The sequence below is a fragment of the Sivoneniella epilithica UHCC 1019 genome, assembly GCF_040830845.1.
Lineage (GTDB): Bacteria > Cyanobacteriota > Cyanobacteriia > Leptolyngbyales > Leptolyngbyaceae > ULC077BIN1.
In genome coordinates this window covers 82,807-96,911 of the sequence record NZ_JBFPDP010000008.1, presented here as the reverse complement: position 1 = coordinate 96,911, position 14,105 = coordinate 82,807, and the positions used below count along the sequence as shown (strand labels likewise).

Annotated in this window: 10 protein-coding genes; 3 read left to right on the top strand and 7 right to left on the bottom strand. The window is 52.1% G+C overall.

Features of this window, described 5'->3' with window-relative positions:
- Positions 1-10: 10 nt before the first annotated feature.
- Genes AB3R30_RS07470 through AB3R30_RS07445 form a run of 6 tightly spaced genes read right to left on the bottom strand, consistent with a single transcriptional unit; the run spans position 11 to position 8,232 of the window.
- Positions 11-2,140: a hypothetical protein gene (locus tag AB3R30_RS07470; protein ID WP_458648535.1), complete on the bottom strand. Its 2,130-nt coding sequence runs from the start codon at positions 2,138-2,140 to the stop codon at positions 11-13.
- Between the two features lie 41 nt (positions 2,141-2,181).
- Entirely contained in the window at positions 2,182-3,315 is a 1,134-nt protein-coding gene (locus AB3R30_RS07465; protein WP_458648534.1) for a hypothetical protein, read from the bottom strand.
- Between the two features lie 18 nt (positions 3,316-3,333).
- Positions 3,334-4,332: a hypothetical protein gene (locus AB3R30_RS07460; protein ID WP_458648533.1), complete on the bottom strand. Its 999-nt coding sequence runs from the start codon at positions 4,330-4,332 to the stop codon at positions 3,334-3,336.
- A 29-nt stretch (positions 4,333-4,361) separates the two neighbouring features.
- The gene (locus AB3R30_RS07455; RefSeq protein ID WP_458648532.1) at positions 4,362-7,253 is read right to left on the bottom strand and encodes a hypothetical protein; all 2,892 of its coding nucleotides are present in this window, start codon (positions 7,251-7,253) and stop codon (positions 4,362-4,364) included.
- Positions 7,254-7,276: 23 nt separating this feature from the next.
- Positions 7,277-7,627, bottom strand: a complete 351-nt coding sequence (locus AB3R30_RS07450; protein WP_458648531.1) for a hypothetical protein — start codon at positions 7,625-7,627, stop codon at positions 7,277-7,279.
- Between the two features lie 59 nt (positions 7,628-7,686).
- Positions 7,687-8,232: a hypothetical protein gene (locus tag AB3R30_RS07445; protein ID WP_458648530.1), complete on the bottom strand. Its 546-nt coding sequence runs from the start codon at positions 8,230-8,232 to the stop codon at positions 7,687-7,689.
- Between the two features lie 405 nt (positions 8,233-8,637).
- On the opposite strand from AB3R30_RS07445, the gene AB3R30_RS07440 reads away from it, so the two are divergent.
- Genes AB3R30_RS07440 through AB3R30_RS07430 form a run of 3 tightly spaced genes read left to right on the top strand, consistent with a single transcriptional unit; the run spans position 8,638 to position 11,759 of the window.
- Positions 8,638-9,381: a hypothetical protein gene (locus tag AB3R30_RS07440; RefSeq protein WP_458648529.1), complete on the top strand. Its 744-nt coding sequence runs from the start codon at positions 8,638-8,640 to the stop codon at positions 9,379-9,381.
- A gap of 16 nt (positions 9,382-9,397) precedes the next feature.
- Positions 9,398-11,014, top strand: coding sequence for a hypothetical protein (locus tag AB3R30_RS07435; RefSeq protein ID WP_458648528.1), 1,617 nt, complete (start codon positions 9,398-9,400; stop codon positions 11,012-11,014).
- A 16-nt stretch (positions 11,015-11,030) separates the two neighbouring features.
- The gene (locus AB3R30_RS07430; RefSeq protein ID WP_458648527.1) at positions 11,031-11,759 is read left to right on the top strand and encodes a hypothetical protein; all 729 of its coding nucleotides are present in this window, start codon (positions 11,031-11,033) and stop codon (positions 11,757-11,759) included.
- Positions 11,760-11,780: 21 nt separating this feature from the next.
- On the opposite strand, the gene recD2 is transcribed toward AB3R30_RS07430, so the two are convergent.
- A complete protein-coding gene (gene recD2, locus AB3R30_RS07425; RefSeq protein ID WP_458648526.1) occupies positions 11,781-14,015 on the bottom strand; it encodes an SF1B family DNA helicase RecD2 in 2,235 nt (744 codons plus the stop codon).
- Between the last annotated feature and the right edge of the window lie 90 nt (positions 14,016-14,105).

Here is a 14,105-nt window from a genome sequence, read left to right as displayed (position 1 = left end):
TACCCCTGGATTAAAGCTGAGGTGTGGGCTGACGTAGGCGAGGGGATGGCTGCTGTTGCCGTCGAGGTCGCTGAGGGCGATCGCCCTGATCTGCTTGATCCGTCGGTCGCGCCTCATGGGTTTGAGCCTCTAACAGTGACTCCATTTCAGCCGTCGGAATCTGGCACTCTAAAATCGCAGGCGGATGATCTGGTTCCACTCGTGCCAGGAAAACGCGATCGCTCGTATCGGCGATGTACCCAGCTAACAGGCGAGATCCATTCGGCTGCACTGCCTCCCGCTCAAACTCGTACTTCAGATGCCCATCCTCTGCCCAACCAAAGGCAGACGATTGCGGATCTGCAAATGCCTCTGGAGATTGCTGCACGAATTGCTCCACCAGACTTTGAGCGGTTGCAAGCTGATGATAGTGCTCAGGGGTTTGAGGCAGTGCTAGGATTGCCTGCTTGTCTTCTGGTGACAGGGCATCTTGAGTGACTTGCCATTGCCCAAATCCGATGCCTTGCTCAAGTTCTGAATCAGGCAATGTTGCCGCAAATAACGCTTGCTTACTGAGTGTTTGCTCGTTTGATTCAGTCACTCTTAAATTGATTCCAGATGCCTCGTCATATCCAACCTGGAGTGCTTTTGTCGGAGAGAGGGGCACTGTGTCAATTGAATGTCCCTCAGCCGCAAGAGTTAATGCATAGCGATGTAAGTGATTGGCGCAGTCCTGTTGCTCAACGTTTTCCTCTGGTTGTGCGGCTTCAGTTGCATGGTCTATTTGAACTGACTGCACAGATTGAGCCGCCATCTGTTCTTCTAAGCGAGACATGGATTGCTCCAGCCGATCCAACCGCTTAGACAACTTCTCCAGGTATTCCTCTAACGCCGTCAGCCGATCTTCAATCGATGCCTTGGAGTTAAACCGAACAGGCTGTAATGGTTCTAGAGAGGGGTCAATGGCTTGCTGCACCCGATTCACCTGCTCACCCATGACCGTCATTGCCTCTGCCAGAGGTGCATCAGGGGGTTGGGTTTGGGGCGATCTCGGTTGATTCTGAAGCGATTGGATAGAAGGCACAGGGGCAATTGGCTCAACTGCGTCTGGCTCATCCAGCAGCGCCTCTGCCCATTCACCCAATGTATCAAGCCGCATCGCCTGTTGGTGTGCCCCCCGCGCTACTCGTTGCAACCGAGCTTTCAGACGTGCATCCTGGATCGCTCCATGAACGGCTCCAACTGCTAAAGCTCCCAATGCCGCCACACTATTTGCCATCCGCCCCGACGCTCCCATGACATTCATGCCATCCATCGGTCCGCCACCCGCTGCGAGAGATGCGGTTGCCTGGTCGGTTGCCAGTAACATTTCCTGTGCCAGTCGTCCGGTTCTGGATTGGGGTTGAGAAGCCGGTCGCCGTTGACTGTCAGCAGACGGTTGAGAAGGCGGTCGCCGTTGGGCATCAGAAGAGGGTTGAGAGGACTGCCGCTGAGATTTTTGAGCCGATGGACTGGGTGTACCCTCCACCGCGACCGCCTGGTCGATCAGCCCCAAATCTTCATCCTCTGGCTGAGGCGATGGTGTGGAATGCTGTGGCAGAACCGCTAGCTGGTCGATACTCCGTAGCTGGTTGTGACCATTGATCAAAGGTTCTTCCTGCAAGTCTGCATCATCTGTTCCGTCGCTATCACTCCAAGCTGCTGTTTCTCCTAAATCAAGGCTTGGTGCAGTCACCTCGCCCACTTCCCCTAAGTCGAAATTCCTGTCCAACCCCAAAGCTTCCGCTAGAACAGAGGGCGTAAAGTAGTTGTCCGGCAGTTTGGGATTGGCACCCGCTTCTTTGAGGTTAGCAATCAAATGCTTGCCGCTGGTGCGCTCGGCTGGCTCATCGGCATAGTAGAACCGAAAGCCCCCCACCATGCCATTGTTTTCCACCAGATCCATCCCCACTGCAACTCGCACTGAACTTTCGGTTTGAGCAAACCCTTCGATATACGCTTTGACATCCTGCCAGGATTGCAATGACCCATCTTGAGGGGCGGCGGCAACTGCCTCCTTCAAGGTTTTATAGATTGTCGCTAACTTCTTAGGATTCGTCAGGTTTTGCCACTCCCGTGCGGACTCCCGACTTCCGATTCGACCTTTGGTTCCACTTGCCATCGCCTCAATTCTCCTATTTCAATCCTTCAACCTTGCTGCCCCTAAACGCCCCTGACCAGAATGGTGGTCAATGCTCCGGTGAAGTTTGACACGGCATTGAGGATGGCGCTGGATGAATTGCTGATGGCGCTGTAGATCGCTACTCCACCCCGAAACGACAGCGTGGTGACAATCGATGGCGCAAAAATTGCGATGAACAGAGGGAATGCCAAATCCGTAATGGTCTGTGCCCCGGCAATCACCAGCACCGTTGACATAATCCCAACCAGCAGGTTCCATCCCAGTTGCATCGAATACAGGGATGCCAACCCAATCAGCCAGGTCCAAATGGGCTTCGGTTCCATCGGGATAATGCTGAGCGCCATCGCGATTGGCGCAAAGATCCCAGTCAGCAACAATGCCGCTTCCAAGGCATTGAGAAACGCCCAGGTTAAGCCCCATAGAATCAATTCTGCTAGCTTTTGCAACGGTGCAGACAAAGGGTCAAGCAATGTCCCACTCAGTCCCCGTTCAACAAATGACCCCAGCGGGTTTACAAGTGAATTGAGGTTTGACAAGTAATCTCGCAATACCTGCAATCCGTTGCCACCATTTGCTCGTTCAGCATCCGCCACAATCTGTTGTGCCGCTGTTTGCTTTGCCGGGTCATTCCAGCAGCGCACCAATGCATCCCCTGTCTTGTCTCGACATTCCAGGTAAATCGCATCAATTTGAGAGCGTGCCGATTGCGTTAGAGATGTATTGGCGATCGCCCGCTCAAACGTCAAATCACCCACTTGAATTTCCAGCACTTGCCGCACTTGAGTCGTCGAGAAGTTGCGAATAAACAGCACCGTATTGGATAGTAAATTGCCATCGCCGCTGAGAAATAGAATCACAATCAACGGCCAGACAAAAATCGCTGCTAAGTCTGACCAGGACTGCCGGGATACGATGTTTTTACCGTCCTTGATCGCCAGAAATAAAATACAAATGGCTGCCAGCGTCAACGAGAACCGCACCAATGACACCCACAGTCCCGCCTCTCCCGTCGCAATATTTTGGCGAAAGATTTCTGTCCAAACCCGGTTCCAGGCTTCTGCGGTACTGCGGCTCAGGTCGATTGTCTGCGTAATCACGGTAAAGGCAGAATCAGCCCCGGTTTGAGCCAGCACGAATGAATTGAATGTCCTCATTGATTTTCTCGCAATTTCCTACTCACCCAAAGCTCGTTGCAGATTTGATGGAGCCACCGCCTCTTGTGCTGCCCGAATTCCCCCCGGAATTGAGGCAGCACTGCTACCGTCCAACACTTTGCCACCCGGTAAATTGAGAAACGCCGCACCGCGTCCAGCCCCTCGATTGACCGCGATCTCTGCTCGTCGTTCAGACGCATTTTTTCCATTCAACAGTTCCGCCATCTGGGTCTGAAGGATCAACCCGTTTGCTCGGTCAATCCGTGCCTGATAGGCTTCGCCGTACAACGATGCCTGAATCTGAGCATCCTGCGCCATCTGCCCGGAGAGGTTCTGCATGATTTGCTGAGTCACATCCAACGTCTGAGACTCCTGCCCCAGTTGCGTGTTGACGGTTGCCGCATTACTCACCGATTGCAGTCGTTGCTGCCCTTGCGTCTGTGCCGATTCACTGATCGCGGAACTGTAAGCAATCCCCCGTGCGGCATCCCGATCCGAACTGTGATTTAGATCCGCTTTAACGCCAAAACTGGGCTGTTGCGTTTTGATCTCTAACCGATTGGCTAAAGTTGAAGACTCTCCGACATTGCCATCTTGAAAAATTGTAGATGCGGTTTTGGAAGCATCTGGAATTCCCAGTCCTGACAAATTGCCCTGTAATACTTGAGCGATCGCGCCGTCTGAACCAAAAATGGTACCCAGATTGAACCAGCCTGAGAGTTGGGCAAGGACTGAGCGAATTTCTGATGAAACATTACCAAGCCCCACGCCATCCAACACCGAAGTAATGGTTTGAACAGTCTGCTGAATATCATTAGGCACGGTTAAAGGCGTTGGGTTGAGTGCACTGTTCGGTAGTTGACCGCCATTAATCGGACCCGCAAATCCACCCGTATTCACAGGCACTCCAGTGGAATCGGTGTACTGTGCCAATGCTGGGTTGCCACTGTCCAACCATATTGCTCCCGCTGCGATCGGGGATACCAACAGCAGTTTCCAAATTGATGACCGATGCATATTGCCTCCTTACGTGTAAAAAGTCTAAATTAGTGAACCTGAATCAAAGGGTGATGAGATTCGGGTGGCTGGTCTGATGCCATTGGATGCCGCGATTGAGACTGAGAGGATTCGGCAGCAATCTGGTCAAACCCATTCCCCTCCTTGAGCGCTGCGATATACAGAGGTGTAAGCGCTGCCAGCCCTTGAATCCGCCCCAGTTCGGTATCGGGATACTGTGCTAAAACCCGTGCCCGTGCCGCGCGTTCGCCTTCGCCACTGGCAACGGTTGCCAGCAGCATCTCTGCTGGACTGTAGAAGGCACTCCAAAACTGACCAGATCGCTCAATTAACCAGCAAGATGACAGATTGGAGCGACGCGGTAAAAACTTCTCAGATGCATTCTCCACAATCACCTCCATTGGATAGCCCAGATAACGATGGAATGACGAACAGGCATTGGCGGTTAATCGCCCGGTCAATCGATAGGTCAGGTTCTGCATAATCATTGACCCCGCTGAACAAGTGGCGATCGTGTCGGGGTCTTGAGAAGAGAGCAGAATGGAAATGCCATCCTTACGAGCCGTGGCGCAGAGTTCTCCCACCACATTGGCAAAGCCATCTTTTTTGAATAGCGTGGACAACTCATCTCCGACAAACAGGCTCTTCGGACAAGAGAGCGCCGTCCGAATGCAGGCTCCATAGGCGACGATCGACAGCACGAGTGAGTCAAAGTCGTTGTCCAATCCAGTCAGGGCAAAGAACTTCATTAGGGGTTCCGGCGAGATGTTGCTGGGACGACCGATCGCATCGCCTAAGGGAGAAGCTAACACTGCTTGCAGGCGCGACCGAATCTGGTTAATTGCCTGGGCATCGATCGCTTCGTAGGAAGTCAACTGCAACCGCTCTTTCGAGACATACCGGATGAAATCATACAGCGTTGGCATCTGTTGCCATTGGGGCGATCGCCAACCAAACTGAAATGCCAGATTGTACCGCTCGATGATCTCCCCATCTTCTAAAAATACCTCCAAGGCTTGCAGCAGGATGTCATCGACTCGCTGTGCTAGGTGGGGAATGTGCAGTTTGCCCATGACCAGCGTGTTGAGCGCTTTGCGAACAAAACTTTTCCAGGACTTCAGCCGCGACTCAAACTGATCCTCATCAAACGACCTTAAGTCCGGCGGTTGCAGCAAATTATCCTGCTTGGAGCGGATATCTACATAAGCGCCCAGTTCCGGTCCTAAGGCTTCCACCAGCGTTTTGAACGTCGATTCCCCCGCTGCGGTTGGCATATCCATCCCAGTGACGGGAATGTTGCATAGCAATGCCCGGTAGATGAACTGTGCCAGCAGCACTGATTTTCCTGAACCCGTTTGTCCAGTGAGCAAGGCATGGACGGTCTGCCGCTCAAACAAATCTAAATGAATCGGTCTGCCGCCTGCCATCGTCACAAATTCTACGCCCTGAGCATCCAGCGATCGCGGCAGCATCAGCGGCATTACTCCCATCACCGTTTCGTTATCGAGCGTCAGACGACGGTCTTCTAAGTCGAGCGGTGAATTGAACTGCATCAGCCGCCTTAAAGTAATCGGTAGACTTTGCAGCCAGACATCCCAGGCGGTATGGCGCACCCGCACCACGCTGGCAGAGCCAAAGCTGTTTGCCAGTAGGTCACAGGCACTATCCAACTCATCGGTGGTGTTGCGCCACACCGTCAGCACCACCGAACAATGCAATGCCACCGAACCCTTGTAGAGCTTGCGCTGTGCCTCAAACGATTCCTCTGCCTTGACCTCCGCCCCGACATCGCGCCCCTGCCCTTTTTGCAATGACCGAGTGGATGACGTGCGGGATTGCCGCGCGGTTCGTGCCAGGTTGTCCTGGATCAACACTCGACTGGCGGGATTAATTTCTACCAATACTTCGGTATCGCGTACTTGAGAATGAGCCAGCACCTTCCAGAGAGCAGACAACTGAGCACGGGTGTTGAGCCAACCCTCCGGCGGGTCTTGCATCAACAGCAGTCCGCCCACTCGCCGATTCACCCAGATACAGGAGCGATTCTGCCGATGTTCAGGGCACGCCGACTGACCATCCCTACCTTGAATCAAAACAGTAGTGGAATGGCGGTGAGTCGTGGTAGCTTCCACCAGTTCCACTCCCTCCAATGAGTCTTGCCAGGTTAAGCACTGTGGCATGGGTGGTGCCGCAACCCGATTGAATCGGTGCCAAATCCACTGCCATAGCTCTTCCGCGCTCAGAGGTGAAACCTCCAGCCCCGCTTTGGTGTTGAGCAGCAGTTCCCAGGTTTGAAAGGACTCCCAGGCTTGAGCAAAGACCTGCACCAAAAACCGTTTATGTGACTCCCGCTCCGCGCCTCGTAACCAGTCTGAAAAGTTTTGCATCCCTGCTAATAGGCTGCGGGTGAGTTTGCTGATCACATCGCCCCACTGCGGCTGACCGGACTCGTCTATGGTGTAGGTGCAAAGTACCAGAGATTCCCACTGTCGGCGCATTCCCGATTGGGTGAGTTGCTGTACTCGTGCCTGCTCAGAGCGTCCCAGCACCCGTGCCAAGGAGGATGCAGTCTGATTCACCAGCGAGTCCAGTTCTTGTTGGCGACCAGTGTCATCGGCAAAACAACTCAGGTAGAAGCGCAGGGACTCCCCGGTTGGACAGTCTTTCATCGCCTCTTCTAGTTGCGTACTGATAGACATCAGTTCTTCGCGAGTCAGATGGGTGTGCAATCCGCGTAGCCGAAAGCCAAACACAAGTTGCCAACTGTTGCCCTGATTGAGCAGATAGGCACCCACTTCGCGATTCTCTTTGAGTAGTCGCGCCATGCAGCATAGGTCGAGTTGATTTTCAAACGGATGCAGCACTTGACGCTGACCCCACTGGTCGGTCACCACTGTTTTTGGAAGATGTTTCCGGTTCATAGCAACGGTCTCAATAACAGAAATCAAGGTGTGCGTGATCGACGCTGGATGGGCTGCTTGTTGGTTCGCTGAAGTAACGATCGGTAAGCGCGATCGCCCACTGTCCAATCGCTTCCCGGTGGATTTTTGAAGCGATCGGTAAATTCGTACGATCTATTGCCGGTCAGCAGCCACCAACTGACAATCAGCCAGAACGAGAGAGCAAAGAAGGCAAACAGTCCGAGACCCAGCAGTTCCCGCGTTACAAGCCAGGAGATGAGAAATATACCCGCCCAGGGCACCAGTTGATTCGCTGGAATCGGTCCAATACTGGGAATTTTGCCCAATGCTTTATTGACTTTGATAAAGTCCTTATCTGGATCTCGGAGTGTCATACTCAACGACCATTACAGCGACGATCTGAATCAAAACTAATAAACACAACGACTAGCCTTCAGGCTGCCTGCACGAACAGAGCGGTAATCACATCCAGACCCAACACCACGCCAAACGCCAGGGCAACCTGACCCGCGATCGGTCGCCAGTCATTCCCCTGTTGCGCCTGGTTGTAGGCAAATAGTGCCGCCACTGCCACCAGCAACAAAAAGATAGCGCGGATCACGTTAAACACCAGAGCGATCGTGTCATCTGGCACCCCTTCACCGCCTGCTGCACTTTGGGCTGCAATCTCGGCAATGAACTCCTCCAACCCACTTAAGAAAATGGCATGAGCAGGCTGTAGATTGCTGAGAGTGAAAGCGATCGCGGCAAACGGAACCAGGATGTACCAAGGACGCAACTTCAGTTTGGTGAAGCGATTCAATACTTGCAGTTGCTGGTCTAAAAACATGACTAACACTGTCAATGCAACTCCGATTGCGATCGGTAAGGATAAGACTGGATGACGATAAAAGAACCAGCCTGCCATTGCAGCAGTGGAAGCAATCCAGGGTACATCTTGCGAACTGATATTTAGTTTTGCACTCTGTTTTGCAAACATCGAAGTAGGTTGCTTGAATCGAGATTTTTGCATCAACATCAGAAAACAACTCTCAATGAAGAACATGAATGAATACGAAGTAGCCTTCATCTTGAAATACTAAACTTCACTTGAGATCTCCCAATCAGCCCAGTTTTATAGCCTGAAAAATTAGACCTGGATAAAGTAGCCAATTGGATAGGAAGATGCTACAAACACTGGTCTGAAAGCATTTGAGAACTTTATTGGGTCACAGGGATAGTCGATAATTCCCCATCCTGGCTATGCCATCTGGGAGAAATCGAGATGAGGAACTCGATAATTGCTGGATCTAATTAGAACTCGATTGCAAAACCTGCCGTTCATCCGATGTCACCCTTGCTCCAATTGCAAACAATGGAACGTCAGATGCTGTGAACAAAAGCTATGCAAAAAATTCGACGCTTTCAACCCACCCTGCTGCCAGAAAGCAAAAACCTCTTGCCCATGAGCTTTTTGGGACTGACGATTTTTGTGGCGCTTCAAACATTACTTCTCCTGTTTTTAGCGGCACGGGTGAATAGTTTGGCAACCCGGAAGACCACGTTTGTACAACTAGTAAATGGCAGTGCCTCTGTGATGACCGAGGAAGAAGGCACCTACCGCACACCGGACGTGATCAAAAATGTGGCGCGAAACTGGGCAATGCTGACCTGGAATTGGGAGAGCAAGCTACCCGGTACGACTGAACCCGATAAAGGCTACAAAGTAGGTCGTAAGCGTCTGACCACGACTGCCTACCTCGCTTCCTACCTGTTGCAGGGCAAAGCCAAAGAGTCTGAAGCTAGCAGTTTTCGGGACGAATCGAGAAAGGCAATTTCCGAACTGACTCCCAGTGGGGTGTTTAGCGGTGAAGTGCGATCGGTTCTCTTGATCAAATATCTATCTGAGCCTCGAACCATTGCACCGGGCAAATATCAGGTGGATATGATTGCTACCCGCACCATCATCAGTCAGCAGGGCGAAGAAGAAATTCCCTTCAACCGCACATTCACTCTGGAAGCGATCGATATTCCCAAATCTCCCCTCGGTAAGAATGCCCTGGAGGTTGAAAAGGCAGTCTATAGCCTCCGTGAAGCTGGCTTGGAAATCAGCAAACTTGAGCCTTTCACCCCTTCTAGCCAACCTTAACTGGAACCTGAAAACCATGCCTGAAAACGGACATAATTCCTCCCTTAATTCAGCCGCCTCACCGGTTACTTCGCCGATTCCATCTGCAACGGTCATCGACCCGAATGAAGCGGCACAACTGGCAGGCTATCAGCCAGAGCAGCCGGAGCAACTCTTGGAAACGGAGTATCGACTTGTACAGGAAAATGAAGGCGGAGACACGCGCCCGGTGCATGAGTCGCCGCTGCCTCGCATCGCGGCTGTGACTTTGCCCATTGGATTGCTGTTACTGGCGGGCATTGGCATCTGGTTTGGATTGTTGGCACCGACCTCCAAAAAACTACCAGAAGTTGCCACGGCTCCTACGCCCGTCCCGACTTTGAATCCTGATAATTCGGCGGAACTTAAAAGCCAGTTGGCGTTCCAGCAACAGCAGGTGAACGCTGAAAAGCCAATACCGAAATCTAGGCAAACGTCTGCTAAGCGGCAGGAATCGAGGGAACGAAAGGAGCGAGAAGTGCCCCAGCGGATTACCCGATCTGAACCGCCAGAACCTCGTGTGATTCAACGCTCTAGTCCATACCGAGAGCGTCCTGCACTAGTTGCGTCACGAGTAATCCCTGCTGCCAGGATGAACGAGGTTGATCCCTTCGCTCGTTGGAATCAACTGGCTCAACTTGGACAGCAACAAGCCAATAATTTAGAGGAGTCTGTTCAAGCTACGAATCCTGACAACACAATCCCCTCTGCTGCTACGACTCAGCAAATTGTGGCAGCAGCGACAGCGCCAGATGTGATTCCCACCGTGCGAGTTGGATTTGATTCCCAAAATGACTCAACGCAGCAGCCAACTGTCGATTTCACAACTAATAAAATTCTTGATCTCCCTGGACTAAACAACCCCATCCGGCTTGCTTCCAGACGCTTGATCGCGTCCACTAGTAATGATACAGAGCAGCGGATTCTGAATGAACGATCGCTTGATCATGAACCGATGCGTGTGGCGATTGGGACAACAGTTCCGGCAAAAGTGGTTGTGCCAATGATGGCATCTCAGGAAACTGGGCAAGGGTTAGGACGCTTTACTGTTGAACTAACCGAAGATGTTTTTGCCACGGATGGGCGGGTTGCTTTACCCAAAGGCACTTTGCTGGTTACAGAGGTGAATACTGTTGAGAAGTCCACCAGTCGAGTCGATCAAAGTGCCGTCGCGGTCGTCTACAAAGACTGGGCTGGAAACACCCAAGAACAGCAACTTCCTGCGAATAGTTTGCTAATTCGAGGTGCCAACAACCAACCGCTGATTGCTCAGTCATTTGAAAATGGGTCTGGCATCGTGGCTGGACAGGACTTGCTAGTGGGTGGATTAACTGCCCTCGGCAAAGTTGGAGAATTGCTTAACCAACCGGATGAAGAAAGCTTTTCCAGCTTCGATGCACCCTTTAGCAATGGGCAAACCTTTAGCCGCAAGCGCCGGAAGCCCAACATTTTCGGTGCATCCCTGGAAGGCTTTTTTGGTGTGACAGCCGATCGGCTGCGAAAGCGGGCTGACACCATCACAGATGAGCAATACTCTCGTCCCAAGTTGATGGTCGTGAAGCAAGGGCAATCTGTCTCCGTGGTGTTCAACACCTTCTTTGAAATTCAGCGTTAGCGGATAGGAGAAAAGCATGAAATTTCATTCATTAGCAGCAGTACTTACGATTGGAACGTTGCCGATCAGTCCAGTCAATCTACCATCTGCTCTGTCGATTCAATCGGTGGCTCAGGCACTTCCAGCTACAACCAGTGACATCATCCAGGTTTCGCCGCGTACTCCAAAGTTGACAGTAAAAGTGTGGGCTGGGCGGATTACAGCGATCGACTTTTCGCTGTTAAACCAGCGGATTACGAGTATTGTGCTGGCAGACCCTTCACGACTGGTTTACAACACGGATGTACCGCTTGAACAAGGCACTGCCAGCACAATCTACCTCCGGCAAATTCAACCGCTCCGATTTTCAGGTGCAACAATAACCTCTGTGACAAATCTGATCGTCAAGACAAATGCTCAACAGACCTATGTGTTCAATGTTGTTGCGGCAAACGGCAAACCAGACTACAGCGTCATTCAACTGTCCAACCGCACTCCGATCTACGATGTGACTCAACCATTATTGGCATCCACAAATCGTGCTGCTTTAACCCATCAGGTGATCGACTTGGATTGTGTGGAGGCAGGTATTCAGGTGGCGATTAATCGCAAGTTTGTCAAAGCTGATGATCTGCTCTTTGGCAAAGTGCGAAACTTTCTACGACAGGCGCGTTGGGGTGTGCCGATGGCGATCGCGGCAAGGCGGGCAGTCGTCTCACCCTCCCTGATCATTAAGCTCAATCAACTGGGCACTCAAACCGAATAATCTCACACCATCTTTTACAATTTATTTTACTCGTAGACGTTGATCCAGCAGCGTGTAGCGTTGACGATCCTTGACCTGCTTGACTGCAAGGGCGATCGCCTTCTGCGGACCCACTACAATTGCTAGCTTTTTGGCACGGGTTAACCCGGTATAAATTAGATTACGCGACAGCATCAGATAGTGCTGCATGTAGATGGGCAGAATCACTACCGGATATTCGCTGCCCTGGCTCTTGTGGATTGTCACTGCCCACGCCAGCGTGATTTCGTTCAGATCGGCATAGTCGTAACTCACGGATCGCTCTCCAAACTGCACCACCACCTCCTGTTCTTCCACATCCACCGCTGCAATCATGCCCAAGTCGCCATTGAACACTTCCCGGTTGTAGTCATTCACCTTTTGCATCACGCGATCGCCCACCCGCAGCCTCATTCCTGCCCGAATAATCTCAGATTTGTTAGGGCTGGGTGGATTGATTAGCTGTTGCAACACCATATTGAGGTTACGAGTGCCCACCTCTCCCCGTGTCATGGGACACAGCACCTGCACATCGCTGGCTGGATCAAAGCCCTGTTGGGGAATCAAGTCGCCCATCAGCTCTCGAATTGCCTGGACTCCGTGTTCTGGCTCTGAGGCACCCAGCCACAGGCAATCTGACTGAGGAGCGTTAGAGACTGGCTCTAATTGTGGAAACTGTCCCTCATTAATCCGGTGAGCATTGCGAACGATCTGGCTAGCTTGTGCCTGTCGGAATACCTGAGTTAACCGCACCACCGGAACTTGTTCAGAGGTAATCAAATCTTGCAACACCGATCCCGGTCCCACACTGGGCAGTTGATCGGTGTCCCCCACCAGTAACAGTTGGGCATCGGGGGAAACGGCTTTCATCAGCGAGTTCGCCAGAAACAGATCCAGCATCGAAGCTTCATCCACCACGATCGCCTCAGCCGGGATGGGATGGCCTACATCGCGCTTAAACTTCATCGTTTTGGGGTCAAACTCCAGCAGTCGATGCACTGTTTTTGCCTCTTGCCCCGTCATCTCGCTCAACCGTTGGGCTGCCCGTCCAGTGGGAGAAGCAAGGGCAATCGACTTCCCCATTGCCTTCCACAATGCCACGATCGTCCGGGTAGTAAACGTCTTGCCACAACCGGGTCCGCCTGTGAGGATTAGCACTCGTTGACTCGCTGCCATCTCGACTGCATGGCGCTGTTGCTCCGAAAGCGGCGTTCCCGTTTTTTCAATAAACCGCTCAATCCACTGTTGGACACGGTTCACATCGACCTTGAGCGGCTGCCTCAAAAGCTGTTGCAATCGTTCGGCTAGCTTGTATTCGGCTGCAAAAAAGGGTGGCGCATAGTAGCCAAATTGTTCCAGTCCCGCGATCGGCGTTTCAGTTTTGACCAACTCCCGCTCTTGCACCATCAAGTGAATCAAAAACTCTACAGAGTCAGGATTGGGATGGTGATCCTCAATGTCCAATCGCTTCACCACTTGCCCAATCAATTCGTCGTGGGGTAAGAAGCAGTGCCCATCTTCAGAGGCTTCCCCCAACATATGCAGAATGCCCGCGCGGTAGCGAAACTGAGAACTGGGAGCAATACCAAGATTTCGAGCGATCGCGTCTGCGGTAACAAACCCAATGCCGTAGACATCGGTTGCCAGTTGATAGGGATTATGGGTGACAGTGGCGATCGACTCATCCCCATACTGCTTATAGATCTTGACCGCGTAGGTGGTAGAAACGCCGTGACTTTGCAAAAACAGCATCACGTCCTTGATTGCTTTTTGCGTCACCCAGGCGGTTTGAATCAGCTTCACCCGCTTGTGGGCGATACCGGGAACCTCCACTAGGCGCTCAATCTGGTTCTCAATGATGTCCAGCGTTTCCAGCCCAAAGTGAGCAACGATGCGCTTCGCAGTGACATATCCTACGCCTTTGATCAAGCCGCTGCCCAAGTACTTCTCAATCCCTGTGATCGTGGCGGGTTTGGTTTCCCGATACTGCGTCACCTGAAACTGGGCACCAAACTTGGGATGGTCTTTCCAGATGCCTTGCAGTTGCAGGGTTTGTCCTGCCTGGATGGTGGCGAAGTTGCCTGTAATGGTAATGAGTTCGCTGGTGCGGGGTGCTTTCAGACGAGCGACGGTGTAGCCCGATTCTTCCGAGTGGTAGGTGAGCCGTTCGACCACGCCTTGTAGGGACTCCACGGGAGGAGCCTGATGAGTTCCTGGTTGTTGGCGTTGCTCATTCAACTCGCGTTCTCTGATTACTCAGGACAAACGTATTATAAGATAGCTGCTTGGGGCGATCTCGATTAGTTCATGAAAACCAAGATGATCATT

Coding starts and splice junctions, on each gene's coding strand:
- AB3R30_RS07440 (WP_458648529.1), top strand. CDS start 8,638: ATGCAAAAAATTCGACGCTTTCAACCCACCCTGCTGCCAGAAAGCAAA.
- AB3R30_RS07430 (WP_458648527.1), top strand. CDS start 11,031: ATGAAATTTCATTCATTAGCAGCAGTACTTACGATTGGAACGTTGCCG.
- AB3R30_RS07435 (WP_458648528.1), top strand. CDS start 9,398: ATGCCTGAAAACGGACATAATTCCTCCCTTAATTCAGCCGCCTCACCG.
- AB3R30_RS07460 (WP_458648533.1), bottom strand. CDS start 4,332: ATGCATCGGTCATCAATTTGGAAACTGCTGTTGGTATCCCCGATCGCA.
- AB3R30_RS07465 (WP_458648534.1), bottom strand. CDS start 3,315: ATGAGGACATTCAATTCATTCGTGCTGGCTCAAACCGGGGCTGATTCT.
- AB3R30_RS07450 (WP_458648531.1), bottom strand. CDS start 7,627: ATGACACTCCGAGATCCAGATAAGGACTTTATCAAAGTCAATAAAGCA.
- AB3R30_RS07455 (WP_458648532.1), bottom strand. CDS start 7,253: ATGAACCGGAAACATCTTCCAAAAACAGTGGTGACCGACCAGTGGGGT.
- AB3R30_RS07470 (WP_458648535.1), bottom strand. CDS start 2,140: ATGGCAAGTGGAACCAAAGGTCGAATCGGAAGTCGGGAGTCCGCACGG.
- AB3R30_RS07445 (WP_458648530.1), bottom strand. CDS start 8,232: ATGTTTGCAAAACAGAGTGCAAAACTAAATATCAGTTCGCAAGATGTA.